This window comes from Cloacibacterium normanense (genome assembly GCF_003860565.1).
GTDB lineage: Bacteria > Bacteroidota > Bacteroidia > Flavobacteriales > Weeksellaceae > Cloacibacterium > Cloacibacterium normanense.
Map to the genome: position 1 here is coordinate 1,433,576 of NZ_CP034157.1, position 25,320 is coordinate 1,458,895.

At 34.2% G+C, this 25,320-nt stretch carries 15 protein-coding genes and 1 pseudogene; 7 read left to right on the forward strand and 9 right to left on the reverse strand.

Translation table 11 applies throughout. The features are described 5' to 3' along the window. Window positions 1-1,356, forward strand: coding sequence for a CsgG/HfaB family protein (locus EB819_RS06590; RefSeq protein ID WP_069796736.1), 1,356 nt, complete (start codon window positions 1-3; stop codon window positions 1,354-1,356). A gap of 5 nt (window positions 1,357-1,361) precedes the next feature. Continuing rightward, entirely contained in the window at window positions 1,362-2,861 is a 1,500-nt protein-coding gene (locus tag EB819_RS06595; protein ID WP_069796737.1) for a carboxypeptidase regulatory-like domain-containing protein, read from the forward strand. Between the two features lie 65 nt (window positions 2,862-2,926). Here the strand turns inward: EB819_RS06595 and EB819_RS06600 are convergent, their stop codons facing one another. Beyond that, entirely contained in the window at window positions 2,927-3,574 is a 648-nt protein-coding gene (locus EB819_RS06600) for a response regulator transcription factor (protein WP_083250119.1), read from the reverse strand. 191 nt (window positions 3,575-3,765) lie between these two features. Beyond that, window positions 3,766-8,370, reverse strand: coding sequence for a DNA polymerase III subunit alpha (dnaE, locus tag EB819_RS06605; RefSeq protein ID WP_069796740.1), 4,605 nt, complete (start codon window positions 8,368-8,370; stop codon window positions 3,766-3,768). Between the two features lie 126 nt (window positions 8,371-8,496). Between dnaE and EB819_RS06610 the strand changes: the two genes are divergently transcribed. The 3 genes from EB819_RS06610 to EB819_RS06620 all read left to right on the forward strand — a co-directional run bounded on the left by EB819_RS06610 (window position 8,497) and on the right by EB819_RS06620 (window position 13,355). Beyond that, the gene (locus tag EB819_RS06610) at window positions 8,497-10,596 is read left to right on the forward strand and encodes a S8 family peptidase (RefSeq protein WP_069796743.1); all 2,100 of its coding nucleotides are present in this window, start codon (window positions 8,497-8,499) and stop codon (window positions 10,594-10,596) included. A gap of 100 nt (window positions 10,597-10,696) precedes the next feature. Next, the gene (locus EB819_RS06615) at window positions 10,697-12,775 is read left to right on the forward strand and encodes an alpha-ketoacid dehydrogenase subunit alpha/beta (RefSeq protein WP_069796745.1); all 2,079 of its coding nucleotides are present in this window, start codon (window positions 10,697-10,699) and stop codon (window positions 12,773-12,775) included. A 4-nt stretch (window positions 12,776-12,779) separates the two neighbouring features. Next, window positions 12,780-13,355, forward strand: coding sequence for a Crp/Fnr family transcriptional regulator (locus EB819_RS06620; protein ID WP_069796747.1), 576 nt, complete (start codon window positions 12,780-12,782; stop codon window positions 13,353-13,355). A gap of 119 nt (window positions 13,356-13,474) precedes the next feature. Here the strand turns inward: EB819_RS06620 and EB819_RS06625 are convergent, their stop codons facing one another. Together EB819_RS06625 and EB819_RS06630 are read right to left on the reverse strand one after the other, a co-directional pair. Further along, entirely contained in the window at window positions 13,475-14,815 is a 1,341-nt protein-coding gene (locus tag EB819_RS06625; RefSeq protein WP_069796803.1) for an ammonium transporter, read from the reverse strand. 525 nt (window positions 14,816-15,340) lie between these two features. Further along, window positions 15,341-15,541: a hypothetical protein gene (locus tag EB819_RS06630; protein WP_069796750.1), complete on the reverse strand. Its 201-nt coding sequence runs from the start codon at window positions 15,539-15,541 to the stop codon at window positions 15,341-15,343. Between the two features lie 1,233 nt (window positions 15,542-16,774). Between EB819_RS06630 and EB819_RS06635 the strand changes: the two genes are divergently transcribed. Then, window positions 16,775-17,524: a hypothetical protein gene (locus EB819_RS06635; RefSeq protein ID WP_069796752.1), complete on the forward strand. Its 750-nt coding sequence runs from the start codon at window positions 16,775-16,777 to the stop codon at window positions 17,522-17,524. A 278-nt stretch (window positions 17,525-17,802) separates the two neighbouring features. On the opposite strand, the gene EB819_RS06640 is transcribed toward EB819_RS06635, so the two are convergent. From EB819_RS06640 to EB819_RS06660, 5 genes and pseudogenes are all read right to left on the reverse strand, one after another. Continuing rightward, window positions 17,803-18,240 carry a hypothetical protein gene (locus tag EB819_RS06640; RefSeq protein ID WP_245993095.1) on the reverse strand — a complete coding sequence of 146 codons (438 nt, stop codon included), beginning with the start codon at window positions 18,238-18,240 and terminating at the stop codon, window positions 17,803-17,805. Between the two features lie 184 nt (window positions 18,241-18,424). Continuing rightward, window positions 18,425-19,027, reverse strand: a complete 603-nt coding sequence (locus EB819_RS06645; protein WP_069796756.1) for a transposase — start codon at window positions 19,025-19,027, stop codon at window positions 18,425-18,427. Window positions 19,028-19,148: 121 nt separating this feature from the next. Next, window positions 19,149-19,217, reverse strand: a pseudogene (locus EB819_RS13020) (hypothetical protein); the annotation flags it as partial. 93 nt (window positions 19,218-19,310) lie between these two features. Further along, window positions 19,311-20,702, reverse strand: a complete 1,392-nt coding sequence (locus EB819_RS12750; RefSeq protein WP_159429372.1) for a type ISP restriction/modification enzyme — start codon at window positions 20,700-20,702, stop codon at window positions 19,311-19,313. Window positions 20,703-20,714: 12 nt separating this feature from the next. Then, window positions 20,715-22,886 (reverse strand): N-6 DNA methylase, encoded by a 2,172-nt coding sequence (locus tag EB819_RS06660; protein ID WP_069796761.1) that lies wholly within the window; start codon window positions 22,884-22,886, stop codon window positions 20,715-20,717. 362 nt (window positions 22,887-23,248) lie between these two features. Here EB819_RS06660 and ligA point away from each other — a divergent pair, with 362 nt between their 5' ends. Continuing rightward, window positions 23,249-25,255: an NAD-dependent DNA ligase LigA gene (gene ligA, locus EB819_RS06665; protein WP_069796763.1), complete on the forward strand. Its 2,007-nt coding sequence runs from the start codon at window positions 23,249-23,251 to the stop codon at window positions 25,253-25,255. Window positions 25,256-25,320 lie beyond the last annotated feature (65 nt).

Genomic DNA, 25,320 nt, shown 5'->3' on the forward strand with positions numbered 1-25,320 from the left:
ATGAAATGGACACATCAATTTTTATTTTTATTTGCCACAGCTTTTATTACAAGTTGTGCCACTTTACTTAAAATACCCGATGGTAAATCTGATCCAAAGCTAGGAGAAAAAACAAATCTGCAATTTCCAATTAAAAAATTACCACCTCCAAAAGAAAAAATTGTGGTAGGAGTTTATAAATTCAGAGACCAAACTGGCCAATACAAACCTACAGAAAACGGCAGCAGTTTTAGTACAGCAATTCCGCAGGGAATAACTTCTATTCTTATAAAAGTTCTAGAAGACAGTAATTGGTTTATCCCTATAGAAAGAGAAAATGTAGCCAATTTATTAAACGAAAGACAAATCATAAGAACTACAAAACAAGAGTATAGCCAAAATAATAAAAACAATAGCAACCAACAGTTGCCCCCATTACTCTTTGCGGGTGTTTTGTTAGAGGGCGGTGTAATTTCTTATGACACCAATGTTTTAACTGGAGGATTAGGCGCTAGATACTTTGGGATAGGCGCCTCTACACAATACAGACAAGATAGAATATCTGTTTACCTAAGAGCGGTTTCTACCATGAATGGAAAAGTTTTAAAATCTGTGTATGTAGATAAAACTATACTCTCTACCACTTTAAACGGAAGTATTTTTAAATACGTAGACACAGAGAAACTTCTAGAATCAGAAGTAGGAATCACCCAAAACGAACCCGTACAAATTGCAGTAAAAGAAGCTATTGAAAAAGCAGTACAAGCACTAATCATCGAAGGAATTCAAGACAAAATATGGGAGCCAGACCCTAATTCCATAAAAGAAACAGATGCGGCAATAAACGCAATTAAAGAAGAACAAAAACAAGTGGACTTTTTAGCAAACAAAGCTAAATATTATGATGTAAAAGGAAAACACTACTCTATCATTGGAATGGTAGAAGCAAATACTCTTCAAGGAGATTACGAATCTCCCACCACTACTCCCGGTCTACGATTTGGCATAAGATATAATTTTAATAGATTTTGGAACATAAATCTTTCATCTGCTTTTATAACCTTGGAAAACAAAGAAATCGTAAGACGCAGATACCAAGCTACTGACCTAAATTTAGAATATCTAATGCTTCCTGCCAATAAATTCTCACCATTTCTTTTTGCAGGAGGAGGTTTTATAGTTAATAGAGAACCAATGAAATTTAAGTATCAATTAGGTGGAGGTTTTGAATATTTCTTAAAAAATTTCTCTATAAGATTACAGTCACAATATGATTTAGGTTTTGATGATGATTGGGATACTAAAATAAATGGAGACTTAAACGATAGAGCTTTACGATTTGGACTAGGAATCTCCTATCACTTCAGAAAAAAATAATAATTATGAAAAATTTCTTAAAATTAACCATATTTCTGGTTGCATTATTTAGTTTATTTTCTTGTAGAGAAGATTTAATTTCTAAGACTAAAACAGCCACACTAAGAGGTGTAGTAACGGCAAAAGAATCAGGAACTCCGCTTTCTAATGTTAGAATCACCACTTCTCCCATTACAGAAGCAGTGACAACGGATGCTAGTGGAACCTTTGAAATTAAAGATATTCCACTTGGAGATTATTCATTAAAAGCAGAAGCTGATGGTTACGTTACAAAAGCAATGGGGATTTCTATAAAAACTGAAGGGCAAATATCTTCTGTGGCAATAGAATTATTAGATGACAAAACCCTCAATTCATCACCTGCTATTCCTGATTTAATTACTCCTGCTAATAATACGGTAGATCAACCTTTAAGTATTAACTTTTCATGGAACTGCTCAGATCCTGACACCAAAGATATTTTGAAATACACACTTATTTTAAAGAATAGCAGCAATACAGATGTAATTGAAATCAATGATATTAAAGAAAAAAATTACGAAGTTAAAAATCTAAAATATGGAACCACATATTTTTGGCAAGTTATTGTAAATGATGGAGTAAACACCCCTGTTTATAGCGTTAGTAATAAATTCACCACCTCTAATTCTCCTTTAAATAGGCTTCATTATGTACAAAATAACAACGGAAAACTCACTTTAGTTTCTAATAACTTAGAAAACAACAATCTTTTTACTTTAAAAGAAAATGCGTGGAGGCCAAGAAAAAACAATAGCGCTAACTTAATCGCTTATCTCAAATCCGTTGCAGGAGATATCCATATATTTACAAGCAAACTAGATGGTTCTGCAGAATTTCAAGTAACTAAAATTCCTATAGGAGGATTTAATTCTAAAGAATTAGACTACTCTTGGAACCAAGGTGGAACACAATTAATCTATGGCAGTTTTGACAAATTGTATAAAATAAATAAGGATGGAACGGGAACCACTTTAATTTACACAGCGCCTGTAGGAGAATTCATTACTGAATGTGATTGGAGTTACGACGAGGCTAAAATTGCAGTTAAAACCAACAATATTAATGGCTACAATTCTAATATTAGAATCTTAGATATGGTAGGAAATGTGTTGACAACCATAGTTAATAATAGTATAGGTGCAGTAGGCGGAATAAACTTTTCGGTAGATGGAAAAAAATTCATTTTCTGTCAAGATGTTTCTAATTATCAAGATTCCAGTTATAGGCAACTAGACACTAGAATTTTCTTATATGAATTTACTACATCTACCCTTACAGATTTGTCTGATTTAAGTAAAAAAACATTAGGAACCAATGATTTAGACCCTAGATTCTCTCCTAATAATGCAGAAATAATCTTCACCAACACTTCTAATGATGGTATTTCACCAAAAAATATACAAAAAATATCACTAGACTTGTCTCTTCAGAATTTACAAAGAACTACATTGTTTACTAATGCAGAAATGCCAGACTGGCAATAAACTCAATAAAAAAAGCCTTTCTATCATGTGACAGAAAGGCTTTTATATATAGAGTGAGTGTGTTTCTAAATCATATTATTCTGCATTGCAAATCTTACAATACCAATTGAATTTTTCACATTAAATTTCTGAATAATTTTTTTTCGATGTGTTTCTACAGTATTTATACTTATGAATAACTCTTCTGCAATTTCTTTACTATTATAACCTTCACAAATAAGTCTCATAACATCTTTTTCTCTAATTGTTAGTAAACCTTGAACCATTTTTACCGAATTTTTACATGGGCTATTATCAAAATATTCTGAAAAAAAACGCTCTCTTATTTTTACATCTAAATATATTTTACCACTCACCACAGAATCTATAGAATTAAGAAGTTCCCCGTTATGAGATTTTTTTTCTAAAAAACCATGTACCCCACTTTTATAGAGTCTTCTAATCTCTTTAATATCTAAACCATCATTTAGAACAATAATTTTAAGATTTTTAAATTCATTTTTAATTTGTTCTATCAAAAAGTGAGAATTAGGACTCATCATACTAATGCCAAATAAAATAATGTCAGCATTTACTCCATAAAGACATTCTAGTAAAGAACCTTCATCACTATGAGAACCTACAACACTATAATTTGGCTGTGAATTAATAAAAAACTGCAAGGCTTCATTAAAAAGCTGTTGTTCTTCAAAAAGAAAAATACGAGTCATCATTTTGTGTTTTTATGTTTGGTCAAATTTATATTTAAATAACCAACAAAAAAAATGAAAACCCTCACAAAATCTTAAAATCATACAAAATACGTATACAAATTTAACATTTCATTAAGATTACTGCTTTATTTTTTTTGTTCAAAAAAACACTTTTTCTAATTAAAAAACCGAGACAAAATCTCGGCTTTATGTTAGTTTAAATAAATTTCAAATTTTCCAAATTCATGAATTTTTTCAAGCAATTGATTATTAATATTAATCGTTTGATGCAAGGCTCTCGCTTCTACAAAAGTATTGTCTAAAGGATTCTGGAGAAAAACATTCAATTTATGTTCTCCTTTTTCTGCCAACAATTGTGTTTTGAAAAATTCTATATCTGTTTTATTCAGTTCATTTACAGGAATAATCAGCGACAAGGATTTAGCATACTTTTCGAAAGCATCTTTCAAATCCATAATATCTGTAACATTGGTAAAAACTCTGCCTTCACTTCCTTGTGTAAATTTCATTTTTACGATGACAAATCGGTCTTTGGCAATTTTTTCACGCAACTTCATATAATCTCTATCACCTAATCTGAAACTGTAACTTCCCGTGTAATCTTCTAAGGTCAAGAAACATATTTTTTCACCAGAATTTTTCCCATCTCTCAAAATCATTTCGGTAATCAATCCAGAAACCGTGTATTCTCTAGCATTATCAAACATTTTTTGTCTTTCTTTCCAATCTTTTGGCGCTTCAAAAAGACTTCCTGCAGGAAATAATTGTTCTTTGAACGCATCAATTTCGTCTAAATTCAAGAAATTGAAGTTTCCTTTTGGTTCAGCTTTTTTAGCAGAAGATTCTTCTACCAATTCTTCATCTTCTGAAACATCTAAACTTATATCAATGCTTTCATCATCGTCTGATTCCTCATCTAAAATTTTGGCTGACAAGTCATTTGGAGCAATTTCATCTTTTTTATTGTCTTCTAAAACGAAATTTTTAGAAAATTCTCCATTGATAAACTTATACTGGAATTTATATTCATCTAAAGGATGCGCCGAAAGATAGAAACCGATGATTTCTTTCTCACGATTGAGTTTATGCATATTTTGCCATTCTGCACAAGGTAAAAGTTTCGGTCTTTCAATCTGAACCTCATCTGCAAAATCAGCAAAAAGTGAATTCTCCACCGAGTTTTTATTATCTTGAAACGATTGTCCGTAACGCAAAAGCTTTTCAATATTGGTTCTACCAACATTATCCACATCGAAATATTGCGCTCTATGATAAGAATCTAATTCGTCAAAAGCACCTGCAATCACCAAACTTTCCACCACTCTTTTATTAACTTGCGAAGAAGGCATTCTTTCAAAAAAGTCATAAATATCTTTGAATCTTCCGTTTTGTCTTTCTAAATATATGGCTTCAGAAGGGGCTTCTCCCATTCCTTTAATCGCTCCCAAACCAAATCTGATTTGTCCTTTTTCGTTCACCGCAAATTGGAACTGAGATTCATTAACATCTGGCCCTAAAACATCTACCCCAATCGTTCTACAATCTTCCATAAAAAGTGTAATTTGCTTAGTATTGTTAATGTTATTACTCATCACACTCGCCATATATTCCGCAGGATAATTAGCTTTGAGATAAGCAGTGTGGTACGCAATTAAGGCATAACAAGTGGAGTGAGACTTGTTAAACGCATATTCTGCAAACGCTTCCCAGTCTTTCCAAATTTTATTGAGTTTTTCTTCGTTAAGATTATTCTTTTTTCCACCTTCTATAAATTTCGGGTACATTTTATCCAGAACATCTTTCTGTTTTTTACCCATTGCTTTTCTTAGCGTATCAGCTTCACCTTTGGTGAAATTCGCCAATTTCTGAGAAAGCAACATTACCTGCTCTTGATAAACCGTGATTCCGTAGGTTTCTTTTAGATATTCTTCGGTTTCTGGTAAGTCGTAAACAATTTCTTCCAAACCGTGTTTTCTGTTGATGAAATTTGGGATGTATTTAATCGGTCCAGGTCTGTACAAAGCGTTCATCGCAATTAAATCCGCAAAAACCGTAGGTTTCAGTTCGCGCATGTATTTTTGCATTCCCGCACTTTCATACTGGAAAATCCCAATCGTTCTCCCTTCTTTGAAAAGTTCGTAGGTTTTTTTATCATCCAACGGAATTTCATCCGTATTGATTTCAATTCCGTGACGTTGTTTAATAAGTTTTATTGCATCTTTAATGATGGTTAAAGTCCTTAAACCTAAAAAGTCCATTTTCAACAAACCAGCACTTTCTGCCACCGAGTTATCAAACTGAGAAACCAAAATTCCTGCATCTTTTGCAGCAATAGAAATCGGAACTAAATTTGAAATATCTTCTGGCGTAATAATCACTCCACAAGCATGAATTCCAGTATTTCTGATGCAACCTTCCATTTTCTGTGCCGAAGCCAAAACTTGATGACGAGAATCATTCGGATTCGCTAAAATCGCCTTCATTTCTTCGGCCAAAGGTTTATCTTCTGGTTTTAATTTTTCTGGTTTATTGAGTGCTTTTGCAATATTCATTCCCGGAGTTTCAGGAATTAATTTCGCAATCGCATTCGTATCAGGAATCGAAACATCCAGAACTCTTCCTGCATCTTTAATCGCTGATTTCCCTCCCAAAACCGAGTAAGTAATAATCTGCGCCACGTTCATTTGTCCATACTTTTCAATTACCCATTTGATAATAGCATCTCTACCTTCATCATCAAAATCGATATCAATATCGGGCATTGAAATACGCTCTGGATTCAAGAAACGCTCAAAAAGTAAATCATATTTAATCGGATCTACATTGGTAATTCCTATGCAATACGCAACTGCAGAACCTGCTGCAGAACCTCGACCAGGACCAACTGAAACGCCCATTTTTCGGGCTTCATTACAGAAATCCTGAACAATCAAGAAATAACCTGGATAACCTGTATTTGCAATTACTTCTAGCTCAAAATCTAATCTTTCTCGAATTTCATCGGTAATTTCTTCGTATTTTTTCTTTGCACCTTCATAAGTCAGATGTCTTAAATAAGCATTTTCGCCACGTTTTCCCCCGTCTTTTTCGTCTTCTTCACTTTGAAACTCTTCGGGAATATCAAATTTCGGAAGCAAAACGTCTCTTTTTAAAGTATAAGGTTCAAATTTTTGTAAAAAGTCTTTGTATGCTTCAAAAGCATCAGGAAACTGACGAAAAGTTTGTTTCAATTCTTCTGCATTTTGCACAAAATAATGGTCATTCGCTAAACCTTTTCGTTTCCCAAAACCTTTACCAATAGGCGTAGAAACTCTTTCTCCGTCTTTGATACAAGTAATAATATCCTGAATTTTAGCATCTTCTTTTTTGGTATAAAAAGTTTCATTCTGTGCTAAAATTTTTACATCATGTTTATCGGCTAGTTCTAATAAAACTTCGTTTAAGTGCTCTTCTTCTTCTATGTCATGATTCTGAATTTGCACATAGAAATCTTCTCCAAACTGCTCTTTCCACCAAAGAAAAACTTCCTCTCCTTTTTGTTCCCCGAAATTTAAAATCGCATTTGGAACATCTCCGTAAATCCCTGCTGTAACAGCGATAAGATTTTCTTTATATTCGGCAATTTGTTTCTTAGAAATCCTTGGTACACCAGCATAATAACCGTTGGTATAACCTAAACTCGATAGTTTTGCTAGATTTTTATATCCTTGAAAATTTTTCGCCAAAAGAACCATGTTTGTTCTTCTGTCTGGATCATCTTTGGTAAATTGTTTTTGCTCTGGTCTTTCTGAAATATAAAATTCACATCCCAAAACTGGAACCAAAGGTGTTTTAGTAAACACTTCACCTTTTTCTTCGGCTTCTACTTTCTTTTTTTTGAGGTCGCCGTTGTATTTTTCGACTTCGGAAACAAACTTAAAAGCACCCATCAAATTCCCTAAATCTACCATTCCAACTGCCTTAAAATCGTTTTCGGAAGCTACTTTTATCAGTTCATTAAAATGTGAAGTTGCTGCAAGAGTGGAATAAATGGTGTGATTATGAAAATGGAAATAATCGCCAATTTCCACTTCTTTGGTATCTCCAAAATCAACAGTAGATTTCTTTTTCTTAGAATCTGCAACTTGTCTTCTGATGACAATATCAAACGGTTTAATTGGCTCACTCCAAATTTTCTGAAATTGCTGAAACTGAGCATCAGTCCATAGCATTTTCTCTGCAGGAATAATGCGTTGTCTCGCCATTTCGAAGAAAATCTGCGCCGTCGCATTTACGTCTGCCGCAGCATTGTGCGCTTCATCAAATTGGTAACCGTATAATTTTTCGAAAAGTTCACCTAATTTTGGAGATTTGAACCTTCCTCCTCTTCCTCCTGGCAAAGCACAGAAATCGGTTCCCAATTCCATGGTATCAGCCTTTGGAATTTCTTGAAGATTATTTTCGATTTCTTTTCTAAAAAATTCTGCACCTACAATTTTATAATCAAAATCAATGTTGTGACCAACACCAACTTTTGTTTTCTCTAATGCTTTTTTAAATTCTTCTAAAACCCATGCCAAATCCTTTCCTTCTTCTTTGGCCATTTTGGTAGAAATACCGTGAATTCTGGTCGCGTTAAAAGGAATATCATACCCTTCAGGTTTAATGATATAATCCTGATTTTCAATTAATTTACCTTCATCATCATGCAATTGCCACGCAATCTGAACCATTCTAGGCCAATTATCTGAATCTGAGATGGGTGCGTTAAAATTTTGGGGTAAACCAGTAGTTTCCGTATCAAAAATCAAGTACATTCTTTAGAAAATTTGTTCAAATTTAATCGAAAAAAAATTAAAAAAAATATATTTATTTATAATTTCTATTGACTAACAAAATTAGAGTCTTAACAATTTATATCTTTGCAAAAACTACGAATTATTATGAAAAAAAATATATTTATTTTAACTTGTCTTTTCCTAATCAGCAATTATTACGGACAAAACACAAGATTAAATTCTATTTTAGCTAAGGATAGAATAGAAAATAATAATAGGCTTTCCTCTTTTCTAAAAAATTCTTCTCAAAAATTTTCAAAGAGTCAATTAAAAGAAATTATTTCCACTCATGCTGGATTTGCAGGCAACATTCCTCTTTTTTGGGAATCTGAAGATATGCGTGCCAATAAAAGCGCCAATATTCTTTCCCTACAAAATGGAACCCTCACTGGTTTAAATAATATTTCGATCAATGGTAGCGGTCAGAAAATTCTAGTTATGGATGGAGGCAGAGTTTTCGAAAAACATAACGAATTTGGAGGACCAACTAATGGAGGAAACAGAATCTTTGATCAAGAAAATGGAGAAATAGCCTATGCAAGTCACGCAACAAACGTTGCTGGAATCATTGGAGCAATTGGGATAGGAGATCTTTCTAATCCATATGGAACTTCTGGAGCAAAAGGCGTACTAACTAATGTAATGATTGACAGCTATAGCTTTAACAATACTACAAAAGGAAACAATTATCAAAAACTTGCTGCTTCAAATGCTAATATCTCCAATCATTCTTATGGTGTAAATGTAGGATGGAACTATGTGTCCACTCCATTTTCTATTTACACTACTAAAGGCTTTTATTGGGTTGCTAATTATGAATTAAATACTGAAGATACATATTCTGGAGCTTACAGTTTGAGAGATAAAAGTTTTGATGAAATTGTTTATACAAATCCCAATCAAATCGTCATCAAATCTGCTGGAAATTATTATGGGACCCATCCTAGCCAAAATACTTTTCTTCCAAAATTTAAATATGATAATTTATCCAATACTTATGTTCCATTTGACGCAGCAGATGTAATTCCCGCCGCAAATTGTAGCCAAGGGTACAACTGTATAGGTGAAGGATCTTTAGCAAAAAATATTATAGTCGTTGGTGCAACTAACCAATTAACCACTGCTGATTACCAATATACCACTTCCAATGATGTAGCCAAAGCAAGCTACAGTAGTGCAGGACCTAGAAAAGATGGAGCGATAAAACCTGACATTTCAGCAGTAGGAAGCACTATGGCACTTGCAAGTTACTCAAACGCAACCACTTATAACACTTATGGATTAGGCGGAAACGGAACATCATATTCCGCGCCAATAGTTACTGGAATTGCTGGAGCTTTAACAGAGGTAAATAGAATGTTATACAACAATAACAGCTTCATTTTTAAAGCAGATGAAATGAAAGCTTTATTAACCCATACTGCAAATGAAGCAGGAAATCCTGGACCTGATGTATGGTATGGTTGGGGATTTGCGGATGCCACAAAAGCAGCTCAACTTCTTATAGACAAAAAAGACAATAAAGCATTTTTTGAAAGAAATGTATTAAACTCTGGGGCTAAATTTACTAAAACAGTAACTGCTAAATCTGGAGAGCCATTAAAAGCAACAATATCATGGATAGACCCAGCTGCAACTCCTTTTTCTACAGATTACGAACTTCAAAATAATCATTCTTCTATGATTATTAACGACTTTGACCTGAGAATTATAGATACAGTAACCAATACTATTTATTATCCTTGGAAATTAGATATTAGCAATCCTATGGCACCTGCTACCCAAGGTGATAACACTGTTGATAATGTAGAACAAATTATTATTCCAACTCCAATTGCTGGTAGAATGTATAGATTAGAAGTTTCTCAAAAAGGAAATTTAGTAGACAACAACCAAAATATTTCTTCTCAAAATTACGCTATCATCATTACAGGTTTTGATTCTTCTGCATCTTTACAAACCTCCGAAAATTCAAAAGAGAAATTAGTGACTGTTTATCCTACAAAAACTAAAGATATTGTTAATATACTTATTCCAAAAGGTGCTAAAACAATTGATATTTTTGACTTATCAGGAAAATCTGTTCTAAAAACAGAAGCAAAAAGTTTCCAAACCATTGATGTAAGCCAATTGCCAAAAGGTACTTACATTATCAATGTGAAGACCGACAAAAATGTAAGCTCTCACAAGTTTATTAAAGAATAATTTTGAGTCATAAAAACTCCTAAATCATTGAAAACGCTAACTTTACGAGTTAGCGTTTTTTATTTTCAATCAAAAGAGAGAATGCTTATATTTGTTTTCTATGGAATCTGACTTTACAACAAAAGAAATTATTTCAAAAGAAATTTTGCTCAAGGCATACACTCAAATGATGCTGGCAAAATCAATGGCCGATATTTACGAAGAAAACAGAAATATTTGCAAGTACGTACACAGTACTTCTAGAGGCCACGAAGCCATACAATTGGCTACGGCTTATCAATTATCCAAAGAAGATTGGGTATCTCCTTATTACAGAGACGAATCTTTATTATTGGGAATAGGCTTCACTCCTTATCAATTAATGCTCCAATTATTAGCAAAAGCAGAAGATCCTTTTTCAGGAGGTCGTTCTTATTATTCGCATCCAACCAGTAAATTAGAAGGACTTCCTAAAATTATTCATCAAAGTTCTGCTACAGGAATGCAAGCTATTCCAACCACTGGTGTTGCTCAAGGAATCAAATATATTGAAGATTTCAAACTTCAAAACTTTGAAAAAAATCCTGTTGTCATTTGTAGTTTAGGTGATAATTCTGTTACAGAAGGAGAAGTAGCCGAAGCTTTTCAATTTGCAGCACTTCATCAACTACCTATTATCTTTTTGGTTCAAGATAATGAATGGGGAATAAGCGTAACCAAGGAAGAAGCCAGAACTTCTGATGCTTATGATTATGCAGCAGGATTTGTAGGACTGAATAGAATGAGAATTGATGGAACTGATTTTGTAGAAAGTTTCATTCAGATGCAAAAAGCGGTACATTTTGTAAGAGAAGAAAGAAAACCTCTTTTGGTTTGTGCTAAAACGGTATTGATTGGGCATCACACTTCTGGAGTAAGAAGAGAATTTTATCGAGATGAAGCAGATTTAGCCAAGCATAGAGCAAAAGACCCGGGAATTATTCTCAAAAAATATTTATTAGAAGAAGGTTTTAACGAAGAGACCTTATCTCAAATAGAAATTGAAGCCAGAAAACAAATAGAAGAAGACTTTAACAAAGCCATTCTCGCGCCAGACCCAAAACCAGAAACCGTAAAAGAGCATGTTTACGCTCCTACTCCTATCACCGAAGAAAAAGGAACCAGAATTCCTGAAAATGGAGAAAAAATTCCAATGGTAGATGCAGGAATTCATGCCATACAAGAATTAATGCACAAACATCCTGAAGCATTACTTTATGGTCAAGATGTAGGCGGAAGAATTGGGGGAGTTTTCAGAGAAGCGGTAACACTTCAACAAAAATTTGGGAACAAAAGAGTTTTCAACACCGCCATTCAAGAGGCATACATCATTGGTTCTACTGTAGGAATGAGCGCAGTAGGTCTTAAACCTATCGTAGAAGTACAGTTTGCCGATTATATTTATCCAGGGATTAATCAATTGGTGACAGAAGTTTCTAAATCTTGCTACCTCAGCAACGGAAAATATCCTGTTTCGAGCATCATCCGAGTTCCGATTGGAGCTTATGGTGGTGGCGGTCCTTATCACAGCGGAAGCGTAGAGACCATGTTGGCACAAATCAAAGGAATTAAAATCGCTTATCCAAGTAACGCTGCAGATTTTAAAGGCTTGTTTAAAGCTGCTTTTTACGACCCAAATCCTGTCATTTTCTTAGAACATAAAGGTCTTTATTGGAGTAAAGTTCCAGGAACAGAAGAGGCAAAAACCGTAGAACCTGCAGAAGATTACATTTTACCTTTCGGGAAAGCCAATATTGTAAAATTTGCCAATGAAGAAGAAATACAGAAAGGCCGAACTCTAGTTGTTGTTACCTATGGAATGGGCGTTTATTGGGCCAAAGAAGCCGCTAAAAATTTTGAAGGAAGGGTAGAAATCATCGATTTGAGAACCATCAAGCCGATAGATGAGGAATTGGTTTTCGAAAGGGTTAAATTACACGGAAAATGTATTCTTTTAACGGAAGAAGCTCTCAACAACTCTATGATGGAAGCTTTCGGGGCAAGAATTTCTAAAAATTGCTTTAAATACCTCGATGCTGCAGTAGAAATCATGGGTTCACTGGATTTACCTGCTGTTCCCATCAATTTGATTTTAGAAAAAGAAATGCTTCCCAATGCAGAAAAACTAAGCCTTAGAATCAATGAGCTTCTCCAAAACTAACATTATGGACATATCAGATAATTTTTTACTCGATTTTTTTAAAGATATTCCTAAAACGGAACTTATTAGTATTTTCGGATTGATAAATAGAAAAAAACTCAAAAAGAATGAAATCTTTATAGAAGAAGGCACATTTTATAACAAGTTTTTTTATATCAATAAAGGATTGGTGAGAGGTTTCTACAGCAATGCTGATGGAGAAGAAAAAACCATTTTCTTTCGTTGGGAAAAAGAATTTGGCGCTGACCCAGAAAGTTACTTTAACCATAAACCCTCTAAACTGACTTGGTGCGCCATGGAAGAAACAGAAATTTTTGAAATCAATTTTCAAAAATTCGAAGAATTAAGCAAGAGAAATGTTGGCCTATTAAAACTCAGAATAATGGCGAGCAAAAAATTACTGAATAGAATGTATGAAAGATTAGAAAGTTTTATTCTATACAGTCCTGAAGAAAGATTCCAACATTTATTGGAGACTCATCCTGATTTATGCGAAAGAATTCCTGATAAATATTTAGCCTCATTTCTAGGCATTACACCTGTCTCTTTGAGCAGAATTAAAAAAAGATTAGAAAATTAACATTTGTTAATTTTTATTTTATATTAATCATTTACTTTTGCAGAAAGGAGAAACACAAATGACTGAAAAACAATCCTTTACAAGAAAGCCTTCTGTTATAGCAGAAGGCTTTCTTAGTTTTATATAGATTCATTGTGTTGCGAAATATCCAATCCTAATTCTTCGGAGGTTTCTTCTACTCGAAGTGGAATAATAAAATCTGTAATTTTATAAATCACCAAGGCTCCAAAAAAGGTAAACACAGACACCAAAAGTAGCGCAGTCATGTGATGTGCAAAAACGCCTACTCCACCATGCAGAAGACTCGCGTTCTCTCCTCGAGCAAAGATAGCGGTGAGTATCATCCCCATAATTCCTCCGATTCCATGACAGGCAAAAACATCTAAGGTATCATCTACGCTTTTCAGTTTTTTCCAGTTGACCGCCATATTAGAAACAATTGCCGAGATAAAACCAATAAATATACTTTCTGCAATGCTTACGTAACCACAACCTGGTGTAATCGCCACCAATCCTACTACTGCACCAATACAAGCTCCTAATGCTGAAATCTTTCTTCCATTAATTCTGTCAAAAAATATCCAAGTCATCATCGCAGAAGCAGAAGCAATGGTGGTAGTTCCAAAAGCCATCGCTGCAGTGGCATTAGCAGCTAAAGCTGAACCCGAATTAAACCCGAACCAACCAAACCACAACATTCCTGTTCCTAAAATCACATACGTAATATTGGAAGGTTCATGGTGGTCATTTTTTCTTTTACCAATCATCAAAGCGCCTGCTAAAGCTGCAAAACCAGCACTCATGTGAACTACAGTTCCGCCCGCGAAATCTTTAATTCCAAAAAATTTAACCAAGAATCCGTCTCCGCTCCAAACCATGTGAGCCAAAGGTGCATAAATGAACAGTGAAAACAGCACAATAAATAAAAGGTAACTTACAAATCTTACTCTCTCTGCAAAACTTCCTGTGATAATAGCAGGAGTAATCACTGCAAATTTCATTTGGAACAATGCAAAAAGGATGAAAGGAACAGTAGGAGCCATTTTAGAATGTGGCAAAACGCCTACTTGGTTAAAAAAAGTAAAACTAAAAGGATTGCCTATGATTCCGTAATGTTCTTTGCCAATATAAAATCCTAGAGAATCTCCGAAAGAGAGCGAAAAACCAACCACTACCCAAACTAAACTAATGACTCCCAGTGCAATAAAACTCTGCAACATGGTAGAAATTACATTTTTTTTGCCCACCATTCCGCCATAGAAGAAAGATAAACCCGGCGTCATCAAAAGGACTAAACCCGATGAAGCCAATAACCAAGCAATATCTGCTCCTACTAAATTATTTTCTTCTAAAAAAACTCCCGAACTAGCATCTGGCAACTTTGTTGGCCAGAATAAACTTACCATTGCTACTATCGCTGTAATGATAAAAGCAATAACCCAACGTTTTTCTACTTTCAATAACATATTTTTCTGTTTTAACCCCTACAAATGTAAACATTTTATTTAAAAAAATATATCTTTTGAAACACAACCCATATATTTTTATATTAATTTTTAATATTTATACATTTTAAATACACTATACCCCTATAATAACATCACAACAAAAAAATAATTTTCTTTATAAAAAGATTCTTGGCTTTGCTGCGCTTCGTTCAGAACGACAGGAGTCTATGAAACGGATTATTTTTATCACAAAGTTCACTAAGTATTGGTGAAATGATTTCGTTTTTAAGTTCTCTAAGGAACATCATAGATGTTCTATGAAGTTCACAGGTTTTTCTATTTACACTTTAAAAAAAATTTTTCTCTTCATAAAGATATTCTTCACTATGCTGCGCTTCGTTCAGAATAACAAGGTTCTGTTTTGTAATTATGAATTATAAATCTATGAGTACAGAATAATGTCTACATAAAAAAGCCACAGCACTTCCTGTAAAGAAAGCGTTGTGGCTTTGTGAATAGCATCTAATAGAAAGAAGCTTAATGGTCTTTAGAAAAAATCTTTCTAATATCATCGGCGTTTATGCCCAGATAAGCACCTACTTCTTCTACAGTTACTTTCTGATGCTTGAGTTTTCTCTTGGATTTTCTTATTTCCCTCAAGATTCTTCTGCAATGCCCGATACTGTAATCAGTAATTGCTTGAACGTCATTAGCGTTCATAATCAATTTTACTTTCATTGTGTTCTACATGGCTATTAAGCTCTATTATTTACATAATGGAGCGGTTGATATTCCGTGATGACAGTTAAGAAAATAAAATAGGCTAAATGCTAAGAAGTAAGCAAGAAATAAAACGAAGCAGTAGAAAGAGGTTTATAGTTAGTGTTTTTCATAATTAAATTTTTCAGTTTTGTAAATGTCTTATGACATAAAAAGGGTTTAAGGATTATGTATCACCTGCTCTTTGTTGTACACATTATTTTACAACGGGTAGTATAAATTATTAAGTTTTATAAAAATAAATTAGTGCATAATCTTTTCCGTGCATAGGTATTTTAGAATACTTGCACGATTTATTAAAAATCTACAATTTGTTTTATTTCCGTTACCTCAAAGAACTTATACTACAGTACATTCTCTACTGTTCTTTCAAAGGTAAAAAGAAAAATCTAAAATATGGCGATGTATTTTTCCACAATTACATAGAAGTAGCATGAATAAAGGGTTTTCTAAAAATTAGGATAAAAGCTGATTGCTTTACAGCACTTTACAAATCTCTGTAAACCACGATAAACACTGGGCAAACCACGATAAAAGACCTCACCATTAATTAATTAAACTACTGTTTAAACACACCGTTTAAACCCCTATGGATAAAGGATTACTCGAAAAATGAGCACTCCGTAAAATGATGCGAAAAAACCCTATTTACAGCCTCTATTTTCATAGAAGAAGACTTCTTTTCTACTTATTCTTTCTCTAAAGTAAGGATGCCCCAATCAACAATTTTTAAGCTAAAGAAATATCCCCCATAGTGACAAGATATTCTTATAAAACCACTGGTTCTATACCCCAATTTTTAGTCCTTGTAAAAATGACGAATCCATGCTCATTAAAAACTTCACCATATTCTATTTTTTTGACACGAGATTGACACGAGATTGACACGGGATTGACACGGGACTGACACGAGACTAGAATAAGGAAGAATTGAAGTGTTTTTTAAATAGCCTATTGTCTTGTTAGGTTATGAGACAAAACAGACTTAAACGAACATTTTGAAACAAAACGAACTATAAGTTTTTATCTGCACAAAATGCACTTATTAGAATAAAAAGAATCAAAAAAAACAAAGACGAACCAAACGAAACATGGCATTTGGAGAGGGTTTATTGCTTATCTATCTTTGTGGAGTAATGCATTGGCCAATGGTTACCCAAATCATTTATTAACACCCAAAAAACAAGTATTATGGCAAGAGAAATGTCCATTTTAAAACTTCGAGGGAAACTCGATGGAATGAGTTTCTACAAGAACTCAGAAGGCCACTTTGTAAGAGCGAAAGGTGGCGTAGAACGCAACAGAATCATGAATGACCCTAACTATGAAAGAACGAGGGAAAACATGAGTGAATTTGGCACTATTGCCAGTAGTGGTAAATTACTAAGAAACAGTATTTCTATACTGATGAATCGTGCAAAAGATACCAGAACCAGTAATAGAATTGTAAGTCTGATGTCTACTATAAAAAATTTAGACAACCAATCTCTAAGAGGACAACGCAAAGTTGCTGAGGGGATAAAAAGCGTAGAAGGAAAAAGAGTTTTAGAAGGTTTTGATTTTAATAAAAACTCACCTCTTGGCATTTTATTTAAAGCTCCCTACACGCTAGATGTAGAGGCTGGCAGTGTAAATATAGCCCTTTTTAATCCTAAAGAGCATTTATTACTCCCTGAGTATGCAACACATGTTTCCTTAAGCATCGCTTGTGCGAGTTTAGATTTTGAACTGCAACAATCTGAAGTAGCGTATAGTGAAGTGCATACCATAGCGATAGATGCAGATGCCGCCCCTCTGGAAATAGGATTAGAAAATCTTCCTACCCTAGAAGGAACTTTATTTTACCTGTTACTGGTAGAGCTGATGCAGGAAATAAATGGGCAATTGTATCCTTTGAAAAATGGTACTTACAATGCGCTGAATCTTATTAAGGTAGTATAACCTATCTGTAAGATTTTTCATAACGAATTAAATAAAATGAATTAAGCAGACCTATGGTCTGCTTTTTTTGTGAGATCATAACTTTCTTTTCCCTGCGTTCTACAAGTTCAGGCACTGGGCTTCGTGAACTACGTTCGCAGACCTTTGGTCTGTGCTCAGGCAAGGAGTTGGAAATAAAAAATCTTTTTCCCCGACCCTAAAGGGAGAGATTTTTCTTGGTATTTTTGGGTGGAAATTATTAACCATAAAAAGCACGAGGTTCGTGCTTTTTTTATTTTTTATGGGGTGTATTTTTTTAGCGTGAGCTCACGGATTACAAATCCGGGAGATCGGGTGATGTGTTTACTCTCAACTTCGGCAAAGTTTGGAACTTTTTTAACTTCTTCAACTTCGGCAAAGTTTAAAACTTTGCCGAAGTTTTCTTTGCCGAAGTTTTCTTTGCCGAAGTTCTCTTTGCCGAAGTTCTCTTTGCTGAAGTTCTCTTTGCTGAAATTCTCTTTGCCGAAGTTTTCTTTGCCGAAATTCTCTTTGCTGAAGTTCTCTTTGCCGAAGTTTTCTTTGCCGAAGTTCTCTTTGCCGAAGTTTTCTTTGCCGAAATTCTCTTTGCCGAAGTTCTCTTTGCTGAAGTTCTCTTTGCTGAAGTTCTCTTTGCTGAAGTTCTCTTTGCCGAAGTTAAATTTCCACAATTCTCTGGTGACAAAATTTAAAATTATCAATGTCTGCAAAGTTGGAACTCTTTTTTAACTTCTTAAACTTCGGCAAAGTTTGGAACTTTTTTAACTTCTTCAACTTCGGCAAAGTTTAGAACTTTTCTTAACTTCTTCAACTTCGGCAAAGTTTAAAACTTTGCCGAAGTTCTCTTTGTTGAAGTTCTCTTTGCTGAAGTTCTCTTTGTTGAAATTAAATTTCCACAATTCTCTGGTGACAAAATTTAAAATTATCAATGTTTTCAAAGTATGAAATTACTTCTTCTCTTTTTAATTCTGTTTTAGAGTTTGATAAAATAATTTTATAGGAAGAAAAATCATACTTTTCTAATTGCTCATTAATATCTAAAGAATTTTGATGAATATAAATTATACAGTTTCTAAGATAAACCTCATCCGTTATTCTTATTCTTTTAAAAGGGGTCTCAAATAGACTACCATGTCTATTATAATATTTATTAAAACCTTGTGTATAACTACTCATTAATTTTGCAAATTGCTTGCTAACAATAGAATGTAACGCATGAATTCCCTCAGTTCTTATTTTAGTGTTTTTATTCTGAGAATCAAAAAAAGTTTTTAATTCTACTTCTGGTTTTATTCTTACCAACAAGTGAAAATGATTTTTCATAAGGCAATAAGCATAAATATCAGCAACTGGCAATAAAAATTCTTTTGCCTTTTTTAAAAAATACAAATAATTATCTTTGTTTTTATAAACATCTTCACTGTTAATTCCTCTGTTATAGATGTGATAAAAAAATTCTGGCTCAAGATGGTCTCTTCTTATTTCCATTTTAGTTTTATGATTTTAGTTTTTTTTAATCAACTTCGGCAAAGTTTGGAACTTTTTTTAACTTCTTCGACTTCGGCAAAGTTTGGAACTTTTTTTTAACTTCTTCAACTTCGGCAAAGTTTTAAACTTTGCCGAAGTTCTCTTTCCCGAAGTTCTCTTTGCTGAAGTTCTCTTTGCCGAAGTTCTCTTTGCCGAAGTTCTCTTTGCCGAAGTTCTCTTTGCTGAAGTTCTCTTTCCCGAAGTTCTCTTTGCTGAAGTTTTCTTTACTAAAGCTATTTAAGTTTTAAACTTCGGTGAAGCAAATATCATCTATTTTCTTCATCAGTTCATCTGTTTTGGTAAGGGCGTAGATGATTTTTTGGTAATGAAGAATGTCTTCATAAGAAAGTTCTCTTTCTTTACGGTCTTTTAGCCATTTTTGTGCAGGTTGATAGCCTCCGATGTAGAAATTCCATGCGGTTTCTGGTACGTTGTCGAAATACTGGGTTTCGTTGATGAAGACTTTTCCTGTGAGGTTTTCAACTTCTGGAGCGCTCTTAACTTCGGCAAAGTTTGAAACTTTGCCGAAGTTTTCTTTGCCGAAGTTCTCTTTGCTGAAGTTCTCTTTGCTGAAGTTCTCTTTGCCGAAGTTTTCTTTGCCGAAGTTTTCTTTGCCGAAGTTCTCTTTGCTGAAGTTTTCAGTTTTTACAAAAGTAGGTTTTGCTACTACGTTATTTCCTGCAATAGGATATTTGGTTTGTAGGTCTTTATTGGCTATTTCTTCTAAAAGATGGAGTTTTCTAATTTCTGAACCTAGTTGTACTAAATCCCAAAAATTCTTTTGAATAGTGGACAAGTCACGACTTGTACCTACAGCATCTGGAAAAGGTACTCTAGGGAAATCTATTTTTAAAAATTCTTTATAGGTTTCTCTGTATTTTGGGGAGTGTAAAACGGCGTAGATGTAATCTAAAAGATTGAGTGGAGAAAAGTTTGTTTTTTTACTCTCAGCTTTTGAGGCGTTCTCAGCTTTTGAAGCGTTCTTAGCTTCAGGAGTGTTCTCAACTTCTGAAGTGTTCTCAACTTCGGCAAAGTTTAAAACTTTGCCGAAGTTCTCTTTGCCGAAGTTCTCTTTGCCGAAGTTCTCTTTCCCGAAGTTCTCTTTGCCGAAGTTCTCTTTCCCGAAGTTCTCTTTCCCGAAGTTCTCATCATCTATGCATTTCATTCCGAGTTTTGCTTCTATCTCTGCCAGAATTTTAGGATTGAAATTAGGGATTCTTTCTCGCTCATCAAATGCAGTCGGTTCTTGGTAAATGTAAAGTGGAAGAATAAAAGGTGACCTTTTCATTGCAGAAAAAACACTTTGGTCTGTAATAAATTTTGAAATAAATAAATCTGAATAAAAATCTGGTCCACCTTGTGCTGGTTTATTTGAAATCAAAGCAAGATTTTCTCCAATTAAAAAATGTTTCATTGTATCAAATCTTGGATAGCAATGGAATCCTTTAGATTTACCAGTATAAAATGTCCATCTATCATCAAAAGGGCGATATGATATTTTCAAAAACTTGCCTTTATTTGGATAGTTATCATTTAAATCTTTTTTAGCAAAATTTACTTGCCAATCTCTTACATCTTTTCCTAAATTAAATCTTCTTCTTGCAGATTCATCATCTAAACTTAAAAATTCTTCAATTGTATTTTGAACTTATTCTTTTTTAGAATGTATTGTAAAATTATCTCTAGCTGTTACAATTCCTACATTGTTTAAAGTAAAAAAATCAACAATAGAAAATCCTTTATTATATATGTTTTCTGCATCAAAATCTTTATTTACCATAAAATACATAGGTGCTTTATTAGGTAATTCTTTATAATCAATAGTTTTAATAGAATTTTGATTTAAAAAATCATACTTATCATTTCGCTTTCCATATAAATCAAAATGAAAAACTTTTCCTAATTCATTTTTAGCCTTTTTATTGGTTTTTACAAAAAGATTAATGGAAACACCTTGCATAATATCAAATACATTTTGGTCTGCACTTCCATCTGGTGCAGTTTCTTTTTTCTTGCTGTTTCCATGCAAATCGATGGTGTAAATTTTATCAAAAGTTTTTAGCAAATTCCAACGCATACCTCTAAAAGTTGGGTTATCTAAAAAACCATGAGGATTGATAAAAGCAACGATTCCTTCTCCGTTTTTTTCTACTAAATATTGAGCAAAACGAATGAATTTCACATAATCATCATTTATCCATTTCGGATTTCTTTCTTTCAATTTTTCTTTTCCGCCTGGTTCTTTTTTGTAATCTTCCATCAAATCCATAATCCAATCACTTTTATTAGAACTTTCGCCAGAATACGGCGGATTTCCAATCACGCACATTACAGGGGTGTCTCGCTTAATTTGGTTTGCCAAAGTAGATTCATCAGAAAGCCAACTGGCGAAGAGTGTTCCTGTATCTTTGTGGTGTTCTTCCAGAGAATTGGTGAGAAAAATATTAAAACGCTGGTCTTGGTTGGTTTCGTAACCTGTTTCAGAAAGCAGCATATCTAGTTTAAGATGCGCCATAGAATAACTCGCCATCAAGAGCTCAAAACCATTAATTCTAGGAATGAGGTCTTTTTCTACATATTGAGGCCAAATTCCCTCATTAATATTTTTAAAATTCTCTTCGTAGATGTGTTTTATGGTTTCGGCTAAAAAGGTTCCGGTTCCTGTTGCTGGGTCTAGAACTTGCACTCTGTGGAATTCTTTATTATCTTGTATGTATTTCTGTGTACGTTTATCAAAATTTTGTGTATCTACTTTTTTCTTAATTTTAGAAGTATCTGCCAAACCTTGAGACAATCCAAATTCAGATTTCAGCAAATCATCTACTGCACGTACAATAAATTGCACCACAGGTTGTGGAGTGTACCAAACGCCACGAGATTTACGGAGTTTTGGGTTGTATTTTCCCAAGAACGTTTCGTAGAAATGAATAACGGGGTCTTCTTGTCTGGTAGATTTACCGAAGTTTTTCATAATGTCCTTCACATCAGAAGCGAGGAAAATCTGCACCAATTCTTCCACAATCCATTTGAGACGTATATCTAAATCAAAACCTGCAATATGCTGAAAAAGTTTCCTCAAAAAAGGATTAGATTTCGGGATAAGATTGGCGGCTTCTATCCTATCAAACGTAGGCAAAGTAGGGTCGTGATAACGTGCCACGAAAAGTCCGTAAGCAATGGTTTGAGAATAGAGGTCTGCAAACAACTGATTGTCTATATCATGAATCAGCATATCTTTAAACGCTGTTCTTTGCTGTACCAATTCTGTGTTTTTTTCCGCCAAATCGTCTTCGTCTAAAGCATTGTGAATGACATCTGCCATTAACAAAGCTTTATTAGCCATCATTTCTGCTAGTTTTTCAGAATTTTTGATGGTTTGCGAGACTTCTTGTCCAAAATCTTTGATGAGATGAATGAATGTTTCAAAGTTTTTCTCATGTGGAACGATTTCGTTCATCAAGATTTCGCCAAGAGCGATTTTGGTTTTCAGTTCGCCATTTTTATAGAATTCAAAATGTAGATAATCTGTAATAATTAGATTTTCGAGTGCGTTTCTATAACGGTCAAACTGTGGTTTATTTTTCTTATGGTCTATTCCTAATTTTAAGTCTTTGGCTTCTATGTAACCAATGGGCACTTCTTTTTTGGAAACAATATAATCTGGAGCGCCACATTTTTGGCGGGTTGGCTCATTAATTACGGCAAATTCTTTGCCTAGAATCTCCTGAAGCAGAATTTGTAAATCTCCACGATAAGAATGTTCGGTTGCATTTCCTGCAAAATATAATTGAGAAAGTTTAGAAAGGTATTGATTAATCATAGTTATTATTGAAGTGCATAAAATTAATGAAAAGTTTTTAAAAAATGTTATTAGAACAAGAAAAAGCACAGCGTAGATTGCTGTGCTTGTATTTATATGCTCATGGATCGGAAGTTTGTATTACATATAAAACATTTTGTCATTTTGAGCGGAAGAATGAAGCGAAAAATCTTTTTCATAATGTAGAGATTCTTCACTTTGCTGCGCTGCGTTCAGAATGACAGGGTTATGTTTTCAACATTCGGATTATAAATCCTAGACACTTGCTAGATACTTACAGGATAAAGGCAGGACACTTGCTCTTTTCGGTAACTCAATTTCCAACTATTTTAGTTATTTTTGCTAAAATCTTTCTACAGAAAATGCCTGAACATATCCTACAAAGAATAGAAGAATTAAGAGAAGAACTGCATCAGCATAATTACAATTATTATGTGTTAGATGAGCCTACGATTTCGGATTTTGAATTTGATGCCAAACTCAAGGAACTGCAAGAACTAGAAGCAGCGCACCCAGAGTTTTATGACCCGCATTCTCCTACCTTGAGAGTAGGTGGAGAAATCACCAAAAATTTCCCTACCGTTCAGCATCAGTTCAGAATGTATTCTTTGGACAACTCTTATGATTTCAATGACTTACAGGATTGGCACACCAGAATTTCTAAAATTTTAGAAACCGAAGATATAGAATTTGTCGCCGAACTGAAATATGACGGCGCTTCTATTTCCATTTTGTTTGAAAACGGAAAGCTTTCTCAAGCGGTAACCAGAGGTGATGGTTTCCAAGGCGATGAAATCACTGCCAATGTGAAGACCATTAAAGACATTCCGCTTCAGTTGCAGGGAAATTTCCCAGAAAGATTTTACATGCGTGGCGAAATTTATCTTACGCACAACAACTTCAACAAAATTAATGAAGAGCGATTGGCAGAAGGTTATGACGCTTTTATGAACCCTAGAAATACTGCTTCTGGAAGTCTGAAACTGCAAGATTCTGGTGAAGTGAGAAAGAGAAATCTTTCGGCGGTGCTCTATCAATTTGTGAGCGAAAACAGTCCTGCAGAAACGCATTTCGAACTACTTCAACAGGCAAAAACTTGGGGTTTCAAAATTTCTGAAAACGCCAAACTCTGTAAAAATATTCAAGAAGTACAAGATTTCATCAATTTCTGGGACGAAAAACGCAAGAACCTGAATTTCGACATTGACGGAATTGTGATCAAAGTAAATTCCCTAAAACAACAGCAATTATTGGGTTACACTGCCAAATCTCCCCGTTTTGCAATGGCTTATAAATTTAAAGCCGAAAAAGTAGAAACAGAATTGCTCAGCATCGATTATCAAGTGGGAAGAACTGGTGCAGTAACACCTGTTGCGAATTTGGCTCCCGTTCTCTTGGCTGGAACCATTGTAAAACGCGCTTCTCTGCACAATGAAGATATTATCAAAAAACTGGATTTGCATGTAGGCGATTTTGTCTATGTAGAAAAAGGCGGAGAAATTATTCCGAAAATTGTAGGCGTAAATCTAGAAAAACGAAATGTTTTTGCTACAGAAATTCAGTATGCAACGCATTGTCCAGAATGTGGCAGTGAGCTGATTCGTTTAGAAGATCAGGCTGCTCATTTTTGCCCTAATGAAACGCATTGTCCACCACAAGTTGTGGGAAAAATGATTCACTACGTTTCCAGAAAAGCTTTGAATATAGAAAATTTAGGCAGTGAAACCATAGAACAACTCTACCGTGAAGGTTTACTGACCAACATTGCAGATTTTTACACTTTGCGCAAAGAGCAATTGCTTCCGCTGGAAAGAATGGCGGAAAAATCTGCCCAAAACATCATTGACGGCATAGAAAAATCTAAACAAATTCCTTACGAAAAAGTATTGTACGGAATCGGTATCAAACATGTAGGAGAAACGGTTGCCAAAAAACTAGCGAAGAATTTCCCAAGCATTGATGATTTAAAAAATGCCACAGAGGAAGAACTTTGCCAAGTTGAAGACATTGGTTCTAAAATCGCGGAAAGCATTGTTTCTTATCTTCACAATTCAGAAAACTGGGAGATGATAGAACGATTGAGAAGTTATGGCGTTCAACTGGAAAAAGGCGAAAACACCACAGAAGTTTTGAGTACTGTTTTAGAAGGTAAAACTTTTCTTTTCACTGGGAAACTTTCGCTTTTCACGCGTGAACAAGCCGAAGAAATGGTAGAAAAACATGGCGGAAAAAATATTTCGGCGGTGTCTAAAAACCTCAACTATTTGGTAGTTGGAGAAAAGGCAGGAAGCAAACTCAAAAAAGCGCAAGACATCGGCACGATTACGATTTTAGATGAACAACAGTTTTTGGATTTGATTGAAAGTTAATAACAATCTTTTCTATCACAAAGTTCACGAAGAACAGTTGATGTGTTTGTGTTTTTGAGAACTCT